The organism is Streptomyces chengmaiensis, assembly GCF_029846775.1.
GTDB classification, from domain to species: Bacteria; Actinomycetota; Actinomycetes; order Streptomycetales; family Streptomycetaceae; genus Streptomyces; species Streptomyces chengmaiensis.
The window spans coordinates 21,553-44,058 of sequence record NZ_JARWBG010000002.1; the positions used below are offsets into that span (position 1 = coordinate 21,553).

The window sequence follows — 22,506 nt, forward strand, 5'->3', positions numbered from 1 at the left end:
TCCGGGGGCGGAGCCCCCGGAAACGGGGTCTGGGGCCAAGCCCCGGCTAGAGGCGGGAGACGTTGCGGGCGTAGACCAGGCGCAGGCCGATCAGGGTGAGCCAGGGCTCGTGTTCGTCGATGGCGGAGGACTCGCCGAGAACCATCGGCGCCAGGCCGCCCGTGGCGATGACCGTGACGTCGTCGGGGTCGGCGGCCAGTTCCCGGCGCATACGGCCGACCACGCCGTCGACCTGGCCCGCGAAGCCGTAGACGATGCCCGCCTGCATCGCCTCCACGGTGTTCTTGCCGATCACGCTGCGCGGGCGGGCCAGCTCGATCTTGCGAAGCTGGGCGCCCTTGACGCCGAGGGCCTCGACCGAGATCTCGATGCCCGGGGCGATCACCCCGCCCGCGTACTCCCCGCGTGCGCTCACCGCGTCGAACGTCGTGGCGGTGCCGAAGTCGACGACGATCGCGGGGCCCCCGTACAGCTCGACGGCCGCGACCGCGTTGATGATGCGGTCCGCGCCGACCTCCTTGGGGTTGTCCATCAGGATCGGCACGCCGGTCTTGATGCCGGGCTCGACGAGGACCGCAGGGACGTCGCCGTAGTAGCGGCGGGTGACCTCGCGCAGTTCGTGCAGCACCGAGGGGACGGTGGAGCAGATCGCGATGCCCTCGATGCCGTCGCCCAGTTCCTCGCCGAGCAGCGGGTGCATGCCCATCAGTCCCTGCAGCAGCACGGCGAGTTCGTCGGCGGTGCGGCGCGAGTCGGTGGAGATGCGCCAGTGTTCGACGATGTCGTCGCCGTCGAAGAGGCCCAGCACCGTGTGGGTGTTGCCGACATCGATGGTGAGCAGCATCAGCGGTCAGCCTCACGCAGGTCGAGGCCGATGTCGAGGATCGGCGAGGAGTGGGTGAGCGCGCCGACCGCCAGATAGTCCACGCCGGTCTCCGCGTAGGCGCGCGCGTTGTCGAGGGTGAGTCGGCCCGAGGACTCCAGCGCGGCGCGCCCGTGGTTGAGGGCCACGGCCTCGGCGGTCTCGGCGGGGGTGAAGTTGTCCAGCAGGATCAGGTCCGCGCCCGCGTCCAGCACCTCGCGGAACTGGTGCAGCGTGTCCACCTCGACCTCGATCGGAACCTTCGGGAACCGCTCGCGCACCGCCTTGAACGCCTGCGCCACCCCGCCCGCCGCGACCACGTGGTTGTCCTTGACCAGCGCCGCGTCGGACAGGGACATACGGTGGTTGACGCCGCCCCCGCAGCGCACCGCGTACTTCTCCAGGGCGCGCAGGCCGGGCGTGGTCTTGCGGGTGTCGCGCACCCGCGCCGAAGTGCCCTCCAGCAGATCCGCCCACGCGCGGGTGGCGGTCGCGATGCCGGAGAGGCGGCACAGGATGTTGAGGGCGCTGCGCTCGCCGGTGAGCAGATCGCGGGTGCGCGCGGTGACGGACAGCAGCTTCCGGCCCGCCTCGACGCGCTCGCCGTCCTCGACGTGCCGCTCCACCTCGAAGGACTCGGTGCACACGATGGACAGCACGGCCTCGGCGATCCGCAGCCCGGCGACGGTCCCGGCCTCCCGGGCGGTGAAGTCGGCGGTGGCGACGGCGTCTTCGGGGACGGTGGAGACGGTGGTGACGTCAACGCCGTGGTCCAGGTCCTCGGCGATGGCGAGATGCGCGATGTCCTCGACCTGGACCGGGTCGAGCCCGGCGTCCGCGAGGAGCTGGGCCAGGGCGGGGTCGAGCCCGCACTCATACGGATCGGCCCCGTCGCCCCCGGACGCGCAGCCGCAGCCGTCGCCGGCCTCACCGGGGTCGTCGGCGCCGCCGATGCGAACCAGGGGTACGTCCACCGGCTCCGGGTGCGGACGTTCTTCCGGGGTCGGCGTACTGCTGCTGCTCACGGTTATCGCTCCCTGGGGGCTGGGCGGACGGTGGGGACGGTCGGGGGGAAGGCGGTGCCCTCGGTGCGGGTGACGACCAGGCTGCGGTCGGGAGCGAGGCGTACGACGAGATGGCGGCGCCAGGTCTCGTCGTCCCGCCCGGGGCGGTCGTCCCGCCAGTGGCATCCGCGCGTCTCGGCGCGCTCCAGCGCGGCGGTCGCCAGCACCCGGGCCACGCACAGCAGGTTGGAGGTCTCCCAGGACTCGACCCCTGGCTCGGCGGACTTGCCGCCGAGGACCCCGGGGCCGTTCGCCGCGCCCTGCTGCGCCAGCACGGCGTTCGCGTGGACGGCCTCCAGTTCCCGTACGGCCCCGGCCAGGCTCGCGGCGGAGCGCAGCACGCCCGCGCCGTGGGACATGACGCGCTGGATCTCGGCGCGGGCCTCGGGCGCGATCAGGGGCAGCAGGGACGGTTCGGCGATCTCGGCCGGCCAGCGCCGTACGCCGGGCGAGGAAGCGTGCTCCGCGGCGATGGACTCGGCGATCCGCTCGGCGAAGACCAGGCCTTCGAGGAGGGAGTTGGAGGCGAGGCGGTTCGCTCCGTGCACCCCGGTGCAGGCGACCTCCCCGCACGCGTACAGGCCGGGCACGGTGGTCCGGCCGTGCAGATCGGCACGCACTCCGCCCGAGGCGTAGTGGGCGGCCGGGGCGACGGGAACGGGCTCGGTGACCGGGTCGACGCCATGGCTGCGGCAGGCGGCCAGGATCGTGGGGAAGCGCTGTTCCCACATCGCGGCGCCGAAGTGGCGCGCGTCCAGGTACATATGCGTCGCGCCCTGCTCCTGCATGCGGCGCATGATGCCCTTGGCGACGATGTCGCGGGGGGCGAGCTCGGCCAGTTCGTGCTGCCCGGCCATGAAGCGGACGCCGTCGGCGTCGACGAGGTGCGCGCCCTCGCCCCGCACCGCCTCCGACACCAGCGGCTGCTGGCCCTCGGAGTCCGGCCCCAGGTAGAGGACGGTCGGGTGGAACTGCACGAACTCCAGGTCGGAGACCTGCGCGCCGGCGCGCAGCGCGAGCGCCACGCCGTCGCCGGTGGAGACGGCCGGGTTGGTGGTGGCGGAGAAGACCTGGCCCATGCCGCCGGTGGCCAGGACCACGTACGGGGCGTGCACCGCGCCCACGCCGTCGTGCTGGCCCTCGCCCATGACGTGCAGGGTGATGCCCGCGGTGCGGCCCTCCGCGTCGAGGAGCAGATCCAGCACCAGGGCGTTCTCGACGGTGCGGAGACCGGCGTCGCGCACCGCGTCGACCAGGGCGCGGGAGATCTCCGCGCCGGTCGCGTCGCCGCCCGCGTGGGCGATGCGGCGGCGGTGGTGGCCGCCCTCGCGGGTGAGCTCTATCTCGCCGGAGGCGGAGGTGTCGAAGCGCGCGCCGGAGGCGATCAGCCGGCGCACGGCGCCGGGCCCCTCGGTGACCAGCGTCCGCACCGCTTCCTCGTCGCACAGGCCGGCGCCCGCGACGAGGGTGTCGTCGAGGTGCTGCTCGGGGGTGTCGCCCTCGCCGAGGGCGGCCGCGATGCCGCCCTGGGCCCAGCGGGTCGAGCCGTCGTCGAGCCGTGCCTTGGTGACCACCACCGTGCTCAGCCCGGCCGCGGCGCAGCGCAGCGCGGCCGTCAGGCCCGCGACCCCGGAGCCCACGACGACGACGTCGGCCTCGATGGCCCAGCCGGGAGCGGGGGCGTTCAGCCGTATTCCGGTCACTGGACGGCTCCAGGGGTCAAGGGGGCTTGGGGATACGGGGCGCCGAAGGAGAGGGGCATGTTGTCGATGAGGCGTGTGGTGCCGACCTTGGCGGCGACGGCGAGGATCGCCTCCCCCTCGTGGCCGTCCGGGACCTCCGCGAAGTCGGCCGGATCGACGAGGGCGAGATAGTCCAGCGCGAGCGGAGGGGTCGCCTTGGCGGCCTCGTCCAGGACGAACCGGGCCGCGGCGCGCACGGCGTCGGCCCCGCCGGGCGGGGCCGCGTACGCCACCGCGTGCGCGTCGGCCGCAGCCCGCGCCTCGCCGATCGCGGACAGCGCGGCCGCCCGGTCGGGCGCGGCCGGGCCGGCCTCCGCGCGTGCGTGCAGGGCCTGCTGGGCGGCGAGCCGGTCACGCGCCGCGAACAGGGCGCGGGACAGGGCGAGGGCGGTGTGGCGCTCGGCGGCGGAGAGATAGCGGTTGCGGCTGGAGAGCGCGAGCCCGTCGGCCTCGCGGACGGTGGGCACGCCCACGATCTCCGCGGGGAAGTTCAGATCGCGCACCATGCGGCGGATGAGCGCCAGCTGCTGGGCGTCCTTCTGCCCGAAGAACGCCACATCCGGGCGGGTGAGGTGGAGGAGCTTGGCGACGACGGTCAGCATGCCGTCGAAGTGGCCGGGCCGGGACGCCCCTTCGAGGCGCTCGCCCATCGGGCCGGCCGTGATCCGCACCTGCGGCTCGCCGCCGGGGTAGACCTCGTCTACGACCGGGGCGAACACCACGTCGGCGCCCGCCTCCTCAGCGGTGCGCAGGTCGGCGTCGAGGGTGCGGGGGTAGCGGTCGAGGTCCTCCCCCGCGCCGAACTGGAGGGGGTTGACGAAGACGGTGACGGTCACCGAGCCGTCCGGGCCGACGCGGCGGCGTGCGGCGCGGACCAGAGCGGCGTGGCCTTCGTGGAGGGCGCCCATGGTCATGACGACGGCGCGCGCCCCGGCGGCGCCCGGCGGCATGCGACGGGTGTGCGCATCCTGCAGCGTGTGCAGGTCGTGTGCGGTACGCGCGAGCGCCGGGCGCGCCGCTGCCGGACGGGACTCTGCCACGCGGTCCCCGGGCCGCTGCGCACCCGCCCCGGCGGATGCCGACCGAGCCGCCGCAGACTCGGCGGCGGGCTCGTCAGGCGCGGGCCGGGCGCCCGCGGACTCGGCGCTTGCAGGCTCGGCCCCCGCGGACTCGGCCCCCGCGGACTCGGCGCTTGCAGACTCGGCGGCCGCGTTCTCGGCGGCCGCGGACCGGCTCGACTCGGGTCGGCCCGACTGGGGTCGGCTCATGTCGGGTCCCCTTCGGCGAGCACGCCGAGGAGGTCCTCGGCCAGCTCCGGCTTGAGCAGTCCGTGGGCGAGCGCGCGGTCGGCGGTCGTACGGGCCATGGCGAGGTATCCGGCGACCGCGCCCGGCGCATGCTCGCGCAGCTCCGCGATGTGCGCGGCGACCGTGCCCGCGTCACCGCGCGCCACCGGTCCGGTGAGGGCCGCGTCCCCGGAGCGCAGGGCGTTGTCCAGCGCCGCGCCGAGGAGCGGGCCGAGCATCCGGTCCGGCGCCCCGACCCCGGCGGTGCGCAGCAGCTCCATGGCCTGGGCGACCAGTGTGACCATGTGGTTCGCACCGAGGGCGAGGGCCGCGTGGTAGAGCGGACGGGCCTCCTCCGCGATCCACTCCGGCTCCCCGCCCATCTCGATGACCAGCGCTTCGGCGGCGAGCCTCAGCTCCTCGGGTGCGGTGACGCCGAAGGAGCAGCCCGCCAGCCGCTGGACGTCGACGCCGGTGCCGGTGAACGTCATGGCGGGGTGCAGCGCGAGCGGCAGCGCCCCCGCGCGCGTGGCGGGGTCCAGCACCTTGGCCCCGTACCGCCCGGAGGTGTGGGCGAGGAGTTGTCCGGGGCGCACCGCCCCGGTCTCGGCCAGCCCCTCGACAAGACCCGGCAGCGCGTCGTCGGGGACGGTCAGCAGCACCAGCTCGGCCCGGGCGAGCACCTCGGCGGGCGGCACCAGCGGCACCTCGGGCAGCAGGGCGGCGGCACGGCGCACGGACGCGTCGGACACGCCGGATGCCGCGACCGGCCGGTGTCCGGCCAGCCGCAGCGAGGCGGCGAGCGCGGGCCCGACGCGGCCGGCGCCGACGACGCCGACGGTGAGCCGTGCGGGCCGGTCCCGGGGGTCGAGCGGTTCCTGTGATGCTGTGGGGTTCACGCGGCGGGGCCTTCCGTTCCAGTCCGCGGTGGGTACCGGACGATTCCCCGTCATGCTACGCCAGCGTTTCCCCCGCCCCTTGCGCTGTCCACAGGCCGTGACGGCACAGGCGATTCCACAGCCTGTGGATGCGCCTCGCCGCGGATGCGCCTTCTCTCCGAGCCTCCTCGGGTGCTGCAGGGCCCCGCAGCACTGCGGGCTGGGCGTCACGTTTCAGTCGAAGCGGATGTGCCGCACCCCTGTCCACGCCTTGCGCAGCCGGTGCCGCAGCGGACCGTCGTCGTTCGGCAGCAGCCGCAGGCCGGCCGTCGCCGCGACACGGTCCGCGACCTGGGGGACGCCGAGCCGGTCGGTGTGGATGTGGTGGGCGAACCGGGGCCCGTGCAGGCGCTCCAGACAGTGGTCGAGCCGCCGCACCGCGAAACTGTCCCGCTTCAGCCCGCGGCCCAGGCCGCGCTCGGTCAGCCGCCGCAGGACGGTGTCGCGTTCCGCGAGGAGCGTGAAGTGGTGCACCACATGGCCGCTGTCGCGCAGTCCGCCGACGATCTCGTCGAAGTAGCCGGGCTCCGTAAGCGTCATGGGCGCGATGACCACGCCCTCGTACCGCCGCAGCGTCAGATCCAGGACCTCGTACACGCCCTGCCGCCACGACGCGAGGTCCTGGAAGTCCTCACGCAGCTCGGGCGGCATCATGCGGTGCAGACCGAAGCCGACGTGCTCCGGGTCGCAGACCGCGCTGCCGGGCAGCCGCCGCCGCAACTCGTACGCGGTCTGGGTCTTGCCGCCCCCGAAGGGGCCGTTGATCCACAGCAGCGTCGCGTCGGACAGCCTGGCCATCCCCTCAGGCCGCCCCTCCGCCACCCGCCCGCACGAGCCCCGTCTCGTAGGCGAGCACCACCACCTGCACCCGGTCCCTGAGGTCCAGCTTGGTGAGGATGCGTCCCACATGGGTCTTCACCGTCGCCTCGGACAGCACCAGCCGGGCGGCGATCTCGCCGTTCGACAGCCCTTGGGCGACCAGCATCATCACCTCGCGTTCCCGGTCGGTGAGCTTCTTCAACTCCTTGTGCGGCAGTTCCTTGCCGGTGCTGGGCAGCATGGGCGAGAACCGGTCGAGCAGGCGGCGGGTGGTGGACGGCGCGACGACCGCGTCACCGCTGTGGACGGAACGGATCGCCCCGAGCAGCTCGCCCGGCGGCACATCCTTGAACATGAAGCCGCTGGCCCCCGCCTTCAGCCCGGAGAAGGCGTACTCGTCGAGGTCGAAGGTGGTCAGGATGAGCACTTTCGGCGCGTCCGGCGCGGCGCAGATGCGGCGGGTCGCCTCCACGCCGTCCAGCCGCGGCATGCGTACGTCCATGAGCACCACGTCCACGGGTGTGGAGCGCAGCAGCTCGATCGCCTCGGCCCCGTCGCCCGCCTCGGCGACGACCTCCATATCCGGCTGGGCGGCGAGGACCATGCGGAATCCGGTGCGCAGCAACACCTGGTCGTCGACGAGCATCACGCGGATCGTCATATGCGGAATCCTCCAGTGATCGTCATATACGGAATCCTCCAGTGGATGTGCGGGCGGAGCCAGTGGGTTGGCTCCCCCCATCGGGCCGGAAACGGGCTTGCGCCGGGGGCGGCGGCGGTGTGCGGGCTTGTGCGGCGTGCTCGCGCCACAGGCGCAACGGACGGAACGGACGGAACGGACGGAGCCGGCCGAGGAGCCGGGGTGCGGCCCGGCCCCGAGCGGGCTGCCGGCAACGTAGGACGGGGGGGGCGGCGGCAGGCTATCCGGCGGGCTTGAGCGGGAGCAGCGCACTGATCCGGAAGCCGCCGCCGGGCCGTGGCCCCGCGTCAAGCGTGCCGCCGACCATGCCGACCCGCTCCCGCATGCCGATCATCCCGTGGCCCCGCCCGTCCGCCCCGCCGTCCTCGTACAGCTCGTGGGACGAGCCACGGCCGTCGTCCTCGACCAGCAGCCCCAGGCCGTCGTCGAAGTACACCAGCCGGACGCTGGCGCCCGCCTCCGGGCCGCCGTGCTTGCGGGTGTTGGTCAGCGCCTCCTGCACGATGCGGTATGCGGTGAGCTCGACGCCGCTGGGCAGCGGCCGCGGCGTCCCCTCGACCTTGAAGTCCACGGTCAGGCCGGCGCTGCGCACCTGCTCCACCAGCTCCTCGATCTGCTTCACATCGGGCTGCGGGACGTACTCGCCGCTCTCCGGGGCGTCCCCGGTGCGCAGCACGCCGAGCAGCCGGCGCATCTCCGCGAGCGCCTGGCGGCCGGTGGTCGAGATGGTCTCCAGCGCCTGCTTGGCCTGGTCGGGGGCGGCGTCCAGGACGTATGCCGCGCCGTCGGCCTGCACCACCATCACCGAGACGTTGTGGGCGACCACGTCGTGCAGTTCACGGGCGATCCTCGCGCGCTCCGCCGCGACCGCGACCTTGGCCTGCGCCTCGCGCTCCTTCTCCAGCCTGGTGGCGCGCTCCTCGAGCTGGGCGAAGTACGCGCGCCGGGTGCGCACCGAGTCGCCCAGCACCCAGGCGAGCGCGAACGGCACACTCAGAACGATCGTGATCACCACTCTGCCGAGTGTGCTCGCATCCGGCTCCGGCCAGCGGATCTGGGCGAGCGAGGCGGCGGAGAGACCGCCGATCAGCGCCAGCCGGGAGGCCCAGCGGGGGCCGTCGTGCGCGGCGACCGTATAGATGATCACCAAAATGGCGAAGTCGGCTGGGTTGATCATGACGTCCAGCGCCAGCTGGGCAACCCCCACCCCGACGGCGAGCAGCAGCATCTTCTCCGGCATCCGCCGGCGCAGCGCCACGACCAGGCAGAGCAGCAGCACGACCGCGGCGCCGGCGAGCACGCTCGAACCGCCGCCCCTGATCCCGGCCACCCACAGCCCTGAGAACCCCAGGAGCATGAGAGCCCAGAAGGTGTCGACGCCCGTCGGGTGTCTGCGGATGAAGTCATAGAGGCGCTGCACGTAACCCAGCGTAGGGAAGCCGAATAGGTGCAGGGTCAACCGGAGGGGCGATACGTGCGGCGGGGCCGTACTCCGCAAGGTGGAGACTGGTGCGCGTGATGAACGAAGAGCCCGGAGGCGAAGGCAGGAGCGAGCGGTCTGAGTGGCACGCGTGGCGCGGGTGGCGCGGGTGGCGCGAGGCCACGGAAACGGCGCTGTACGGGCCGGGCGGCTTCTATCACCGCCCCGAGGGCCCGGCCGGTCACTTCCGCACCTCCGTGCACGCCTCCGGGCTCTTCGCCTCCGCGGTGGCGCGGCTGCTGACCGAAACGGCGCGGTCGCTGCCGCCGGACGCCGGCGTCCCCGCGTTCGTCGACGTCGGCGCGGGCCGCGGCGAACTGCTGACCGGCGTGCTGGCGGCGCTGCCGCGGGACTTCCCGGTACGGGCGTACGGGGTCGAGCGCGCCGCCCGCCCCGAGGGGCTCGATCCGCGTATCGAGTGGCTCCCGGAGCCGCCGGACGGGGTGAGCGGACTGCTGTTCGCCAACGAGTGGCTGGACAACGTGCCGGTGGACGTCGCCGAGGTGGCCGAGGACGGGGTGCCGCGACTGGTCGAGGTCCGCGCCGCGGACGGCGCGGAACGGCTCGGCGCACCCGTCGCCGACGCCCTCGGGGACGCCGACGCGCACTGGCTGGAGCGGTGGTGGCCGCTGCGGGAGCCCGGCGAGCGGGCGGAGATCGGACGGCCCAGGGACGAGGCGTGGGCGCGGACCGCCGGCACCCTCAGGGCGGGCCTGGCGGTCGCCGTGGACTATGCGCACACCGTGGACTCCCGGCCGTCGTTCGGCAGCCTGACCGGCTTCCGGGAGGGCCGGGAGGTGCGGCCCGTGCCGGACGGCTCGTGCGACATCACCGCGCATGTGGCACTGGACGCCTGCGCCCCGCCCGGCACGGAACTGATCACTCAGCGCGAGGCGCTGCGCCGCCTGGGCGTCAGCGGCGAACGCCCGCCCCTGGCACTGGCGAACTCCGACCCGGTGGCCTACGTCCGTGCGCTGTCGGGCGCGGGGGAGGCGGCCGAGCTGACGGCGCCCGGGGGGCTGGGCGGCTTTCTGTGGCTGTTCCAGCGGGTGCCGTAGAGCGACCGGCGGGCGCCGTGGACCCGCGGCAGGCGCCGTAGACCGGCGGCGGGTGCCGTAGAGCCGGCGGCGGGCGCCCCGGCGGCGGCGGGCGCCCCGGCGGCGGGCACCGTAGATCACGTCATGCCCCTCTGAGAGAATTGGCGCATGACGGAGACGACGGTCGGCATCGGCGGGGCGGCGGAAAGCACCGACATGGTGCTGAACATCGGCCCCCAGCACCCCTCCACGCATGGCGTGCTCCGCCTCCGTCTCGTGCTGGACGGAGAGCGCATCCGGAGCGCGGAGCCGGTCATCGGCTATATGCACCGGGGCGCGGAGAAGCTCTTCGAGGCCCGGGACTACCGGCAGATCGTGATGCTGGCCAACCGGCACGACTGGCTCTCGGCGTTCTCCAACGAGCTGGGCGTGGTGATGGCCGTCGAGCGGATGCTCGGCATGGAGGTCCCGGAGCGCGCGGTGTGGATGCGTACGCTCCTCGCGGAACTCAACCGTGTCCTCAACCATCTGATGTTTCTCGGGTCATACCCCCTTGAACTGGGCGGAATCACACCGATCTTCCACGCCTTCCGTGAGCGCGAGGACCTCCAGCATGTGATGGAGGAGATCTCCGGCGGTCGGATGCACTACATGTTCAACCGCGTCGGAGGCCTGAAGGAGGACCTCCCGGCGGGCTGGCTCGGCCGCGCCCGCGCCGCGGTCGCGGCGGCGCGCTCGCGGATGGACGTGTACGACAACCTCGTCCTCGGCAACGAGATCTTCCGCGGGCGCACCCGCGGCATCGGCGTCCTCTCTGCGGACGCGGTGCACGCGTACGGGGTCAGCGGGCCGATCGCCCGCGCGTCGGGCGTGGACTTCGACCTGCGGCGCGACGAGCCGTATCTGGCGTACGGGGAGCTCCGGGACACCCTGAGGACGGTCACCCGCTCCAGCGGCGACTGCCTGGCCCGCTTCGAGGTGCTGCTCGACCAGACCCACAACTCCCTGGAACTCGCCGACGCCTGCCTCGACCGCCTGGACGCCCTTCCCCCGGGCCCCGTCAACCAGCGCCTGCCCAAGGTCCTGAAGGCCCCCGAGGGCCACACCTACGCCTGGACCGAGAACCCGCTCGGCATCAACGGCTACTACCTCGTCTCCAAGGGAGAGAAGACCCCCTACCGCCTCAAGCTCCGCTCGGCGTCCTTCAACAACATCCAGGCCCTGACCGTTCTGCTGCCGGACACCCTGGTCGCGGACATGGTGGCGATCCTGGGCTCGATGTTCTTCGTCGTGGGCGACATCGACAAGTGACGGCGGACGTCACAGCGCACGGGGCGCTGGACCCGCTCGTTCGGATCAGGCCCTAGGAGATCGCCGTGCGCAGCTCCGCCACGTCCAGCTGTTCCGTCTCGTCGTGGGCCGTCAGGTCGATGACCTTGCCGACCTCGCGGGAATCGTTGTCGCGGCGGTGGGAGGCGAGGGCCTCCTCGCCCACGACGTCCGCGAGGTCCTGCTGTTCCGCCGCCTCGATCTCCTTCAGACTCCGTCCGGGGGCGTCCCCGGGCGGGAGTGCGCCGTCGCCCGTGCCGAAGAAGTCGAAGCCGCCTTCAGGACCGGGCTTGGAAGGGCGGCGCCGGGGGCCGTCGGGGACGATCCCCACGGCGGGGGCCGGGCGGCGGGCCGGGAGGGCCGGTTCGGCGCGGGTCTTTGGGGCGGGCGACTTTGGGGCGGGCGACTTTGGGGCGGGCTCCGGGTCCTCCTGTGACGGCTCGTCCCGGTCCTGCTCCCGCGTCTGTTCCGCGGCTCGGTGCTTCTCCTGCTCCGCCGCGTTCTTGGAGAGGTTCTCCAGGGCCTGCGCAGCGCGGAGGTAGACCGACGCGGTGGGCGTGGACGGGGACGCCGGAAGGGCCTTGGCCGGGGCGGAGGCCTCCAGCTCGAGCTGGCGGCGGCCTTCGAGCGCGCTGGCGCGCTCGGTCTCCGCGGTGGCGTAGCGGCGGAGCAGCGCCGCATGCTCGCCGCGGAGTCCGGCCAGCTCGACCCGCTTGGCGCGCAGCTTCGTCTCGAGCTTGGTCCGCAGCTCGCGGGACTCCTCGAGGTCGGCCTCCAGCTCCGCGACGCGTTCCTCGTTCTTCCACTGGTCGCTGGCGCGGGCGCGGGTGAGCTCCGCGACGCGCCGCCCGGCGGCGCGGTCCCAGCTCCGCATCAGCACCGAGCCGGTGACCGCCGCGGCCGCCGCGAGGGCGACCAGCGAACGGAGCACGACCGGCTCGGCGACCAACCACGCGCCGGCGGCACACAGCACCGACGCTCCGGCGACCGCCAAGGGCGGCAGCAACCTGTGCAGGGGCGGGGAATGGCGGTGGCGTCCACGTGGCATGGCCTGAAATTTACCGTGCGTAGGCCCCGAATGGGATGACGGGTCGGCAAATCTCCGAGGAAAGTGCGGGCCTTTCTTCCGCTCCCGTTCCGCGGCGGTCAGTCGATCAGTCCCTTCGACTCCAGATATGCCTTCGCTGCGTCCTGTGGCTTCGCCCGCTCCGCGTCCACCTTGCGGTTCAGACCGGCGAGATCCTCCGTCGTGAGCACCTTGGTGAGCTTGCCGAGGGCCTCGGCTATCTCCTTGTCGCCGGCGTCCTCGGCATTGACCACCGGAAGGACGTTGTCCGCGTTCTGGAGCCGCTTGTCGTCCTCCAGGAAGACCAGGCCGTCCATCACGGCGTCCGTGGTCGTGGTCAGCACCAGCTGGTCCTCGCCGTCCCTGACGGCCTGCTTGGACTGCGGGGTGCCCACGCCCTTGGGGTCAATGCCCGCCACGTCGATGCCGTACGTCTTCTTCAACCCCGGTGCGCAGAAGGGGCGGACCTCGCACTCGTCCCCCGCTGCGATCTTCACCTTCAGCCCCGACTTCCCAAGGTCGGAGAGGGTCTTGAGGTTGTGCTTCCGGGCGAATTCCTCGCTGACCGCGAAGGCGTTCTGGTCGACGGCCTCACCCGCAGAGAGCACCTTGAGACCCCGCGGCTCGGCGAGCTTGGTCAGCGCCGCGACCGTGGCGGCGACATCGCTGGAGGCGACGGGCTTGTCCTGCGGCGCATCCGGCCCGTTCACCTTCGCGTTGAGGAATTCGGCGAGGGTGGCCGCGTATTCCGGAACGATGTCGATCTCGCCCTTCTCCAGGGAGGGCTCATACAGCTCACGGTTCTTCACGGTCGTCACGGACGTCTGGTATCCGGCGTCGCCCAGAAGCTGTGCATACAGCTCCGCGAGCACCTTGGCCTCGGTGAAGGCGGCCGCGCCGACGACCAGTGTGCCCTTCTTCCCGGCGCCCGCAGCCGAACCCGAGCCGGGCTTTCCCTCCTCCAGGCTGTCTCCGCCGCACGCGGCGAGAGAGCCCGTCAGGGCCGCCACGGTGAGTACGGCTCCCGCGATCCGCGAGGTCTTGCTCATCAGGTCTCCGTCCACAGGGTGTCAAAGAGTGGGAAAACGGGTTGAATCACACCAGAGTTACAACAGAGTCACACCAGAGCTGCCCGCGTCGGCCTGCGGCGACGCCTCGGGTCCATCACCCGGGCGCAGGCCGCCAGCGCGCCCTCGACCAGCAGCGCCAAGCCCGCCGCCAGCAGCGCACCGGCCACCACCTGCGGGGTGTTGTAGGTGTTGAAGCCCGCGGTGATGATGCGGCCCAGACCACCCTGGCCGACCATCGAGGCGATCGTGGCGGTGGCCACCACCTGGACGGCCGCCGAACGCAGCCCGGTCATCAGCAGCGGATAGGCCAGCGGCAGCTCCACGCGGAGGAAGACCTGGCCGCCCGACATCCCCATGCCGCGCGCGGCCTCCACGACCGAGCGGTCCACCTCCCGCATGCCCACATAGGCATTGGTGAGCAGCGGCGGCACCGCGAAGAGCACCAGCGCGACGATCGTCGGCAGATAGCCCGCGGTGCGCAGCGGGGTGAGCATGAAGAGCGCGAGGACCGCGAAGACGGGGATCGCCCGGCCCACGTTGGAGATGTTGACCGCGAGCGCGCCGCCCTTGCCCAGGTGGCCGAGCCAGAGCGCGACCGGGAGGGCGATCGCGCAGGCGACGAGGAGCGCGACGCCGCTGACGTACACATGCTCGCCCAGCCGGTGCCATGCGCCGCTCTCCCCCGACCAGTTGGAACCGGTGGCGAGCCAGGTCCATGCGTCGGCGACGACCCCCATCACGCGACCGCCTTCGGAGCCGTTGCGACTGAAGCCGTTGCCTTCGAAGCCGCCGGTTTCGAAACCTCGCGTATTCGGGTCCAGGGCGTCAGCAGCCGCTGCGCGCCGAGAAGCAGCAGATCGGCGGTGACCGCCAGCAGCACGCACAGTGCGGAGGCGGTCAGCACCTGCGCCTTGAAGGTGGTCTGCACGCCGTCGTCGATCAGATTGCCCAGGCCGCCCTTGCCGACCAGCGCGCCGACCGTGGTCAGTGCGATCGTCGAGACCGTCGCGATCCGCACGCCCGCCATCAGTGCGGGCAGCGCAAGGGGCAGCTCCACTTCCCAGAGCATGCGCCACGGCCCGTACCCCATGCCGCGCGCGGCCTCTCGGGCGTCCTCGGGCACCGCTTCGAGACCGGCCATGATGTTCCGCACGAGGATGGTGAGCGAGTAGAGCACCAGACCGGTCACCACAAGCGCCGCCGACAGCCCGAAGACGGGCAGCAGCAGCGAGAACATGGCGAGCGAGGGGATCGTGTAGAGGAGGGTGGTCAGCCCCAGCACCGGGCCGGCGAACCGGGGCCGGGCGCGCACCAGCACTGCCAGCGGGAAGGCGACGACCAGCCCGATCAGCACGGACGCGGCCGTGATCCAGATGTGCTGGAGGGTGGCCTCGGTCAGCTCCTCGCTGCGGGTGCGCAGATACTCGCCGCAGATCCAGTCATTGGCCACCAGGCAGTTCTGTGCCGCCTGGTGCACCGTCTGCGGCACGGCATAGGTACTCATCGGACCTCACCTCCCCCGCAATCCCGAACATATGCCTACCGTTTGCAGTGACCTTATCGGCCGGCACTGACATTGACCTCCGGCCGCCGTCATCGCCGTCGCCCGCAACCGGCAGCGGCGCGTACCGCCGTCCCCGTCACCGCCCCCACGAGGAAACATGATTCGCTTTGAGCACGTCACCAAGCGCTACGCGGACGGCACCACGGCCGTCGACGACCTGTCCTTCGAGGTCGCCGAGGGCGAGCTGATCACGCTCGTCGGCCCGTCGGGCTGCGGCAAGACCACCACCATGAAGATGGTCAACCGCCTCATCGAGCCCACCGGCGGCCGCATCCTCCTCGACGGCGAGGACATCGCGGCCGTCGACCCGGTGCAACTGCGCCGCTGCATCGGCTATGTCATCCAGCAGGTGGGCCTGTTCCCGCACAAGACCGTGCTGGACAACACCGCGACCGTCCCCCATCTCCTCGGCGTCAGACGCGCCAGGGCACGCGAGCGGGCGGCCGAACTCCTCGACCTGGTCGGCCTCGACCCGGCCGTCTACGGCGACCGCTACCCCGAGCAGCTCTCCGGCGGCCAGCGCCAGCGCGTCGGCGTGGCGCGGGCGCTGGCGGCCGATCCGCCGGTGCTGCTGATGGACGAGCCGTTCGGCGCGGTGGACCCCGTCGTCCGCGAGCATCTGCAGAACGAGTTCCTCAAACTCCAGTCCCAGGTGCGCAAGACCGTGCTCTTCGTCACCCACGACATCGAGGAGGCGGTGCGCCTCGGCGACCGGATCGCCGTGTACGGGCACGGCCGCATCGAGCAGTTCGACCCGCCGGCCGCCGTGCTGGGCGCCCCTGCCACCCCGTACGTCGCCGATTTCGTCGGCGCGGACCGCGGACTGAAGAGGCTGTCGGTCACCCCCATCGAGGAGAGCGATCTGGAGCAGCCTCCGGTCGTGCACCTCGACGACCCGCTGCCCCGGCAGCTCGGCTCGCGGTGGGCGGTCGTCCTGGACGGGGACGACGAGCTGCACGGCTGGATCTCAGCGGAGCAGGCGTCTCAGGGCAGCGGCACGGTGCGGGAGCACGCACGCCGCATGGAGGCGTGGCTGCCGGTCGGGGCCTCCCTCAAGCAGGCGTTCTCGACGATGCTCCAGCACGACGCCGGCTGGATCGCGGTGATCGACGCGGAGGAGCGGGGGCGCTTCCTGGGCGTGCTGACCCCGGCCCGGCTCCATGAGGCGCTGCGCCGTTCGATCGACGCGGACGCCCAGGACATTCCCCGCGCCGACGTGACGCTGGAGACGGTGAGTTAGCGCCGCCCCCTGCCCATCCGCCCGTCCCCATCCGCCCGTCCCCATCCGCCCGGTCCACCCCCGGCAGACACGACTTCTCCCTTGCAGACTATTCTGCAATCCAGAATAGTCGGGACCGTCGTATACATGAGGGGGCGCCCATGGGGTCGGCGCAGTCGCCGCAACCCGCCTGGATGCGCGGCGTTCTGCCGTTGTGTCTGCTCTCGGTGCTGGACTCCGAGGACAGGAGCTATGGATACGCCCTGCTGGGCCGGCTTTCCGACGCCGGCCTCGAGAACATCAAGGCCGCCACCCTCTACCCCGCCCTGACCCGGCTGGAGGAGGAGGGCGCGGTCGAAGTCGAGTGGGGCGCCGGCGACGGCGGGCCGGGGCGCAAGTACTACCGCATCACCGAACGGGGGCGGGCGCGCCTGCACGGCGACGAAGCGGCCTGGCGCGCCTTCGCCGCCACCGTGGAGTCCGTGCTCGCGGACCGCGTGCCGCGGGAGCGGATGGAACAGGGAGAACCGGGGGAGCAAGCATGACCACGCAGGAGAAGCTGAACTGGCCGCGGGACGAGGACGAGACATGGGCGGCCGCCGTCGAGCTGCGGCTCGCCCTCGCCCCGCACTCCCCCGAGGGTCTGGCCGGCCGCGTCCTGGCCGAGGCGTACGAGGCCGTGACCGAGACGGGCCGCAGCGCCCGCGAACTCTTCGGCGAACCAGAGGCCTACGCGCGCGCCGCGGCCGACGAGCATGTCACCGAGGAAGCACGCGCGCGTACGGACTCACGGGGCATGACGCCGGGCGAGCGGTTCACCGCGGCCCTCGTCGCCGTCGGCGGGACGGGGATCGCGATCAGCGTCATGCGCTGGATACGCGAGGGCCTGTGGGTGACGCCCAGTTGGTCCTCCGTCGCCGCTTTTGCCGGGATCGCCGTCGGCGCGCTCCTGTTCTGCGCGGGCATCGGGGCCTGGTCCGCGGGGCGCATCAAGGGCGCCGGGGGCTTCGGTGCGGCCGCCGGCGCGGCGCTCGGCAACGGCATCGCGGCCGCCGTGTACCTGCCGGACGACGAGCTGCTCCGGATGCCCGTCCCCGTCCTGGCCGCGGCGGGCGCGCTCTTCACCGCCGCCGCTGCCGGCATCCCGAACGCCGTCCTCGACCGCTGGTTCACCCCCTCCCTCCCGCACGGCGACGACGAGCGCTGGCTGTCCCGTCTGGAGTCGCTGCTGCGCACCCGGCACGCGATGCGGGCCGCCGAGGCGCACAGCCATGTGCAGGAGGCCCGCCTCCATCTGGCGACCTCCGGCGAGAGCGCGGCCGACGCCTTCGACGACGTGGAGGTGTACGCGCTGCGTCTCGCCGAGGGACCGCGCCGGGAGGCCCGGCTGGAGCGGCGCAAGCTCTACGGCGTCACGCTGCTCGCCGCCGTGATCCTGGTGGTGCTCGTCGACAAGCTGGCCGATCCGGAGCCGACGTCCTTCTGGTTCTGGCTCTATGTGGTGACGGCCGTCTACTGGGTGGGGCACACCGCCGCCAGATGGCGTCAGGCGCTCAGGCGGCGCTGAGCCGGCCGCTGATCCACTCCAGGGTCGGCGGGATCTCCCGCCGCCAGGTGTTGAAGTTGTGCCCGCCGCTGTCCAGCATGATCGACGAGACGCGCGCGGGCCGCTTCACCTTCTCGATGAACTCCCGCGTCGTTTTGAGATTCCCCTCCCCCTGGCGCGAACTGGTCACCAGGAACGACGACTTCCCCTGCGGCAGATGGCCCAGGCTCCACAGCAGGTCGGCGCGCTTGCGGGCGCGGTCGTCCCCGCGGAAGAGGTCACCGGTGGTCACATCCTCGGCCGCCTTGTAGTAGGCGGACAGGCCCGCTCCAGCCGCGAACTGCTCGGGGTGGTGGAGGGCGATCTTCAAGGCGCAGTAGCCACCGGTGGAGTTGCCTATGAAGCCCCAGTTCCGGGGCTGGGTGCCCACCCGGTACGTCTCCGAGACGGCCTGCGGGAGGTCCCGGGCGAAGAACGTCTCCGTCTGCGGCCCGCCCGGGATGTCCACACACTCGGTGTCCCGGGGCGGGGCCACGGTCGGCCGCAGCATCACCAGGATCATCGGCTGCATCTTGCCGTCCCTGGCCTGCTCGAAGGCCGTACGCGGATACTTCAGCCCCTTGAGGAGGTTCTCCGCGGTCCCGGGGTAGCCGGTGAGCACGACGGCGGCAGGGAAGTTCCGCTTCTCGTACTCCTCCTGGAAGTACTCCGGCGGCAGATAGACATACGCCGGGCTGTCGATCTTCGACTTCTTGCCCGCGATGACCACCTTCTGGATCTGACCGCCGGTCGCGGGCGTCCCGCCGCCCGCGACGTCCATTTTCTGTCTGCCGATCACCTTGATGTGCGAGGCGGCGGCCGAGTGGTCCACCACCACGCCCAGTTCCTGCTCCTGACCGAACAGGTCGGCCCAGGAACCGTAGAAGAGGAAGGACTTGTTGGCCGCCAGTCCCAGGGAGGCGAAGAGCGCGAGCTGGGTCGCCAGCAGCAGCCCGATCCGGCCGGCCACCGCCCGCCAGGTGCGCCCGGCCAGCCGGGGCCAGAGCCAGACGGTGGCCGCGAACAGCAGCACCGCCGCCACCACGGCCAAAGCCAGAACCTTGTTGCTGGTCAGACCCATGTCTTGAGTGAGCTTTCCGTGAGATTTTCCTGAGAGCGAGTAAACCCGCCCCCCGGAAGTGCCGTCCTAGAGAGCGCACATCGTCCGGAGCCGACTGACCTGAGGCTCGGACACACGATCTTCGATCTCTCGCGGAGCCACGGGAAGCACGGGAAGCGATGTCTGCAACCAAAGATGGGGACAAATCAGGATTGGTTCCGGATCGGACCGGCCGAGTACGACGTGCTCTGCGCGGCCCCCGCCCCGAATCGGTCCCGGCTCTGGTCGGCACGGCCGCAACCGTCGTCGGACTGATCGATGTCGCCGCGGGCGCCTTCCCGCGCTTCAGGCACAGCCGTCTCCACACCCTCGCCGAGGTGCTGCCCGGCGCCACCGGGCCCTTCGCCGCCGCCCTGTCCATCAGCGCGGGCATGCTGCTGCTGCTGCTCGCCCACGGCCTCAAGCGCCACAAGCGGCGCGCCTGGCGCGCCGCGGTGATCCTGCTGCCGGCCGGGGCCGTCGGGCAGTTCTTCTACCGGCACTCCATCGTCGGCGTCCTGCTCTCACTCGCCCTGCTGGCGCTGCTGCTGCGCCACCGGCGGGAGTTCGCCGCGCTGCCCGATCCGCGCAGCCGCTGGCGGGCACTCGCCAACTTCGTCCTCATGGGCGCGGGGTCCATCGCCCTCGGCCTCGTCATCGTCAGCGCCCATCCGGGCCGCGTGGTCGGCAGCCCCAGCCTGAGCGACCGGCTGGAACACGTGCTGTACGGGCTCTTCGGCGTCGAGGGCCCCGTCGGCTACACCGGCGACGTCTCCTGGACCGTGGGCTACTCGCTGGGCGCCCTCGGCATGCTGACCGCAGTCACCACCATCTATCTGGCCTTCCGCCCCGAGCACCCGGCCGCGCGGCTCACCGAGGACGACGAGGCCCGGCTGCGCACGCTGCTCGCCCGGCACGGCGGCCGCGACTCACTGGGGCACTTCGCCCTCCGCCGCGACAAGGGGGTGGTGTTCTCCCCCAGCGGCAAGGCCGCCGTCTGCTATCGCGTCGTCTCCGGCGTGATGCTCGCCAGCGGCGACCCCATAGGCGACGTCGAGGCCTGGCCGGGCGCGATCGAGCGGTTCATGGACGAGGCCAAGGCACATTCCTGGACCCCCGCCGTCATGGGCTGCTCCGAGACCGGCGCCGAGGTCTGGACCCGCGAGACCGGCCTGGACGCCCTCGAACTGGGCGACGAGGCGGTGGTGGACGTCAGGGATTTCTCCCTGACAGGGCGCGCGATGCGCAATGTGCGGCAGATGGTCAAGCGCATCGAGCGCAATGGCTACGAAACCCGCGTACGGCGCGCCCGTGACCTCACAGGGGAAGAGCTGGAGCAGATCCGCCGGGCCGCCGCCGACTGGCGCGGCACCGACACCGAACGGGGCTTCTCCATGGCGCTGGGCCGGATCGGCGACCCCGCGGACGGCGACGCGGTCATCGCCACGGCGCACAAGAGGATCGACGACGACGCCTCCGCCCCCTCCTACGGCGACCTGAAGGCGGTCATCCACTTCGTTCCCTGGGGGACGGACGGCATGTCGCTGGAGCTGATGCGCCGCGACCGCTCCGCCGACCCCGGCATGAACGAACTGCTGATCGTCGCCTCCCTCCAGGCCGCGCCCGAGCTGGGGATCGAACGGGTCTCGCTCAACTTCGCGATGTTCCGCTCAGCGCTCGCCCGCGGCGAGAAGATCGGCGCGGGCCCGGTGCTGCGGATATGGCGGGGACTGCTGGTCTTTCTGTCCCGCTGGTTCCAGATCGAGTCGCTGTACAAGTTCAACGCCAAGTTCCGGCCGCGCTGGGAGCCGCGCTTCGTGGTCTTCCGCAACACCCGGGACCTCCCGCGCATCGGCTTCGCCGCCATGCAGGCCGAGGGCTTCGTCAACCTGTCCCTGCCGCGGCCCTTCGCCCGCCGCCGGGGTCGCGAACCACGGCCCTGCGCCCATGTCGTCGCCGCGGTCCCGGCCCACGGCCGGGAGCCCCTGGAGCGGGAGGCCCACGCCGCCTGAGCTGCGCCCGCCCGCCCCGCCGCCGGGCTCGGGCGCACGGCTCCGGGCCGCGCGCCCCGACAGCTGCACGGGCCCTAGGCTGGGGCCATGAGTACGTTGCGGACACGGGGCACAGGCGGCGGTCGGGGCGTGGTGAGCGGGCTGCCGGAGTGGGACCGCTGCGCGGTCATGGGCGTGATCAACGTCACTCCCGACTCCTTCTCCGACGGCGGACGCTGGTTCGACACCAACGCCGCCGTGAAGCGGGGCCTCGACCTCGTCGCCCAGGGGGCGGACCTCGTCGACGTCGGCGGCGAGTCGACCCGGCCGGGCGCCACCCGCGTCGAGGAGGACGAGGAACTGCGTCGGGTGATCCCGGTGGTCCGCGGGCTGTCCGCCGAGGGCGTCACCGTCTCCGTGGACACCATGCGCGCCTCGGTGGCCGAGCAGGCCGTCGCGGCCGGCGCCGTACTCGTCAACGACGTCAGCGGCGGTCTCGCCGACCCCCGCATGGTCCCAGCGGTCGCCGACGCCCGGGTCCCCTTCGTCGTCATGCACTGGCGCGGCTTCAGCCGGGACATGAACAGCCGGGCCGTGTACCAGGACGTCGTCGGCGAGGTGCTGGCGGAGCTGCGCGAGCGCATGGACGCCGTCGTCGAGGGCGGCATCGCCCCCGAGCGCATCGTCGTCGACCCCGGCCTCGGCTTCGCCAAGCAGGCCGAGCACGATCTGGCGCTCGTCGCCCACCTGGACGAACTGCACGCCCTCGGTCGGCCGCTGCTGATCGCCGCCTCCCGGAAGCGGTTCCTCGGCCGCGTCCTGGCCAAGGAGGGCGCGCCGCCGCCCGCACGGGAGCGGGACGCGGCCACTGCCGCGGTCTCCGCGATCGCGGCGCACAGGGGTGCGTGGGCCGTACGGGTCCACGAGGTGCGGGCGACCGCGGACGCCGTCAGGGTCGCTCGGGCCGTCGAGGCCGCCCGGTGAGCCGTACCGACGTCGAACTGGTCGAGGAGGCCAACACCGCCTTCTACGAGACGATGGAGCGGGGCGACTTCGAGCGGCTCTCCGAGCTATGGCTCGACGACGACATCTCCTGCGTCCACCCGGGGTGGCCGGTGCTGTCCGGGCGCGGCGAGGTGCTCCGCTCATATGCCCTGATCATGGCGAACACCGAGTACATCCAGTTCTTCCTCACCGATGTGAAGGTGAGCGTGGCCGGCGACACGGCGCTGGTGAGCTGCACGGAGAACATCCTCAGCGGCGGACCGGCCGAGGAGGCGGGGGAGCTGGGGCCGCTCGTCGGGCAGCTCGTCGTCGCCACGAACGTGTTCCGCCGCACCTCGGACGGGTGGAAGATCTGGTCGCACCACGGTTCACCCGTGCTGACGGAAAGCGACGAAGAGCAGGGCGACGAGAGCCCGGCCTAATGCCCTCCCGGCAAGCCTTGCCCTGTCGCGGCACTGGCCTCGTCGGCTCGTAGGCCCCCGCATAAGTGGGTAGGCGGCCCCGTAGAGGGTTGGAGTTCAGGGCCTCGGGTATAGGCGGTTACCAGCCGTACGGGGTTTTGTCCATGCCCCCCGTGGGCGGGCACTGTCAGTGCTCGCAGGTAGATTCGAATACCGACACCGCTTGCCGTCCGCACGCGGCCGCGTGTC

The 22,506-nt window shown here is 72.3% G+C and carries 21 protein-coding genes; 8 read left to right on the forward strand and 13 right to left on the reverse strand.

Annotation, left to right across the window (positions count from 1 at the left end):
• Positions 1 to 46: 46 nt before the first annotated feature.
• From QCN29_RS01870 to QCN29_RS01905, 8 genes are all read right to left on the reverse strand, one after another.
• Positions 47 to 844, reverse strand: a complete 798-nt coding sequence (locus tag QCN29_RS01870) for a type III pantothenate kinase (protein WP_240134265.1) — start codon at positions 842 to 844, stop codon at positions 47 to 49.
• On the reverse strand, positions 844 to 1,887 hold the full coding sequence (nadC, locus tag QCN29_RS01875; protein WP_279925697.1) for a carboxylating nicotinate-nucleotide diphosphorylase: 1,044 nt from the start codon (positions 1,885 to 1,887) through the stop codon (positions 844 to 846). The genes QCN29_RS01870 and nadC overlap by 1 nt, the downstream gene beginning before the upstream one ends.
• 2 nt (positions 1,888 to 1,889) lie before the next feature.
• Positions 1,890 to 3,629, reverse strand: coding sequence for an L-aspartate oxidase (locus tag QCN29_RS01880; protein WP_279925699.1), 1,740 nt, complete (start codon positions 3,627 to 3,629; stop codon positions 1,890 to 1,892).
• Complete coding sequence (gene panC / locus QCN29_RS01885; protein ID WP_279926142.1) at positions 3,626 to 4,618, reverse strand: pantoate--beta-alanine ligase; 993 nt, start codon at positions 4,616 to 4,618, stop codon at positions 3,626 to 3,628. Before panC ends, QCN29_RS01880 begins: the two co-directional genes overlap by 4 nt.
• Before the next feature lie 314 nt (positions 4,619 to 4,932).
• The gene (locus QCN29_RS01890) at positions 4,933 to 5,853 is read right to left on the reverse strand and encodes a Rossmann-like and DUF2520 domain-containing protein (RefSeq protein WP_279925700.1); all 921 of its coding nucleotides are present in this window, start codon (positions 5,851 to 5,853) and stop codon (positions 4,933 to 4,935) included.
• Positions 5,854 to 6,066: 213 nt separating this feature from the next.
• Entirely contained in the window at positions 6,067 to 6,690 is a 624-nt protein-coding gene (locus QCN29_RS01895) for an AAA family ATPase (RefSeq protein WP_240134269.1), read from the reverse strand.
• Positions 6,691 to 6,694: 4 nt separating this feature from the next.
• Complete coding sequence (locus QCN29_RS01900) at positions 6,695 to 7,372, reverse strand: response regulator transcription factor (protein WP_279925702.1); 678 nt, start codon at positions 7,370 to 7,372, stop codon at positions 6,695 to 6,697.
• A gap of 259 nt (positions 7,373 to 7,631) precedes the next feature.
• Positions 7,632 to 8,831, reverse strand: a complete 1,200-nt coding sequence (locus tag QCN29_RS01905) for a sensor histidine kinase (protein ID WP_279925704.1) — start codon at positions 8,829 to 8,831, stop codon at positions 7,632 to 7,634.
• Between the two features lie 98 nt (positions 8,832 to 8,929).
• On the opposite strand from QCN29_RS01905, the gene QCN29_RS01910 reads away from it, so the two are divergent.
• A complete protein-coding gene (locus QCN29_RS01910) occupies positions 8,930 to 9,949 on the forward strand; it encodes an SAM-dependent methyltransferase (protein ID WP_279926143.1) in 1,020 nt (339 codons plus the stop codon).
• A gap of 147 nt (positions 9,950 to 10,096) precedes the next feature.
• Positions 10,097 to 11,239 carry an NADH-quinone oxidoreductase subunit D gene (locus QCN29_RS01915; RefSeq protein WP_279925706.1) on the forward strand — a complete coding sequence of 381 codons (1,143 nt, stop codon included), beginning with the start codon at positions 10,097 to 10,099 and terminating at the stop codon, positions 11,237 to 11,239.
• A 52-nt stretch (positions 11,240 to 11,291) separates the two neighbouring features.
• On the opposite strand, the gene QCN29_RS01920 is transcribed toward QCN29_RS01915, so the two are convergent.
• The 4 genes from QCN29_RS01920 to QCN29_RS01935 form a co-directional block, all read right to left on the reverse strand.
• Positions 11,292 to 12,305 (reverse strand): hypothetical protein, encoded by a 1,014-nt coding sequence (locus tag QCN29_RS01920; RefSeq protein WP_279925707.1) that lies wholly within the window; start codon positions 12,303 to 12,305, stop codon positions 11,292 to 11,294.
• 98 nt (positions 12,306 to 12,403) lie between these two features.
• Complete coding sequence (locus tag QCN29_RS01925) at positions 12,404 to 13,372, reverse strand: ABC transporter substrate-binding protein (protein ID WP_279925709.1); 969 nt, start codon at positions 13,370 to 13,372, stop codon at positions 12,404 to 12,406.
• 68 nt (positions 13,373 to 13,440) lie between these two features.
• Positions 13,441 to 14,130, reverse strand: a complete 690-nt coding sequence (locus QCN29_RS01930; RefSeq protein ID WP_279925711.1) for an ABC transporter permease — start codon at positions 14,128 to 14,130, stop codon at positions 13,441 to 13,443.
• Positions 14,130 to 14,897 carry an ABC transporter permease gene (locus tag QCN29_RS01935; protein ID WP_279925713.1) on the reverse strand — a complete coding sequence of 256 codons (768 nt, stop codon included), beginning with the start codon at positions 14,895 to 14,897 and terminating at the stop codon, positions 14,130 to 14,132. The genes QCN29_RS01930 and QCN29_RS01935 overlap by 1 nt, the downstream gene beginning before the upstream one ends.
• Before the next feature lie 157 nt (positions 14,898 to 15,054).
• On the opposite strand from QCN29_RS01935, the gene QCN29_RS01940 reads away from it, so the two are divergent.
• The 3 genes from QCN29_RS01940 (at position 15,055) to QCN29_RS01950 (ending at position 17,743) form a co-directional block, all read left to right on the forward strand.
• Positions 15,055 to 16,197: an ABC transporter ATP-binding protein gene (locus QCN29_RS01940; protein WP_279925715.1), complete on the forward strand. Its 1,143-nt coding sequence runs from the start codon at positions 15,055 to 15,057 to the stop codon at positions 16,195 to 16,197.
• Between the two features lie 140 nt (positions 16,198 to 16,337).
• Positions 16,338 to 16,721 (forward strand): PadR family transcriptional regulator, encoded by a 384-nt coding sequence (locus QCN29_RS01945; RefSeq protein ID WP_279925717.1) that lies wholly within the window; start codon positions 16,338 to 16,340, stop codon positions 16,719 to 16,721.
• Positions 16,718 to 17,743, forward strand: a complete 1,026-nt coding sequence (locus QCN29_RS01950; RefSeq protein ID WP_279925720.1) for a hypothetical protein — start codon at positions 16,718 to 16,720, stop codon at positions 17,741 to 17,743. The genes QCN29_RS01945 and QCN29_RS01950 overlap by 4 nt, the downstream gene beginning before the upstream one ends.
• Here the strand turns inward: QCN29_RS01950 and QCN29_RS01955 are convergent.
• Positions 17,730 to 18,842 (reverse strand): alpha/beta hydrolase, encoded by a 1,113-nt coding sequence (locus QCN29_RS01955; protein ID WP_279925722.1) that lies wholly within the window; start codon positions 18,840 to 18,842, stop codon positions 17,730 to 17,732. The two genes, QCN29_RS01950 and QCN29_RS01955, sit on opposite strands and share 14 nt — an antisense overlap.
• 158 nt (positions 18,843 to 19,000) lie before the next feature.
• On the opposite strand from QCN29_RS01955, the gene QCN29_RS01960 reads away from it, so the two are divergent.
• The 3 genes from QCN29_RS01960 (at position 19,001) to QCN29_RS01970 (ending at position 22,278) form a co-directional block, all read left to right on the forward strand.
• Complete coding sequence (locus QCN29_RS01960; protein WP_279925724.1) at positions 19,001 to 20,872, forward strand: phosphatidylglycerol lysyltransferase domain-containing protein; 1,872 nt, start codon at positions 19,001 to 19,003, stop codon at positions 20,870 to 20,872.
• An 87-nt stretch (positions 20,873 to 20,959) separates the two neighbouring features.
• Complete coding sequence (gene folP / locus QCN29_RS01965; protein WP_240134282.1) at positions 20,960 to 21,835, forward strand: dihydropteroate synthase; 876 nt, start codon at positions 20,960 to 20,962, stop codon at positions 21,833 to 21,835.
• The gene (locus QCN29_RS01970; RefSeq protein WP_279925726.1) at positions 21,832 to 22,278 is read left to right on the forward strand and encodes a nuclear transport factor 2 family protein; all 447 of its coding nucleotides are present in this window, start codon (positions 21,832 to 21,834) and stop codon (positions 22,276 to 22,278) included. Before folP ends, QCN29_RS01970 begins: the two co-directional genes overlap by 4 nt.
• Positions 22,279 to 22,506 lie beyond the last annotated feature (228 nt).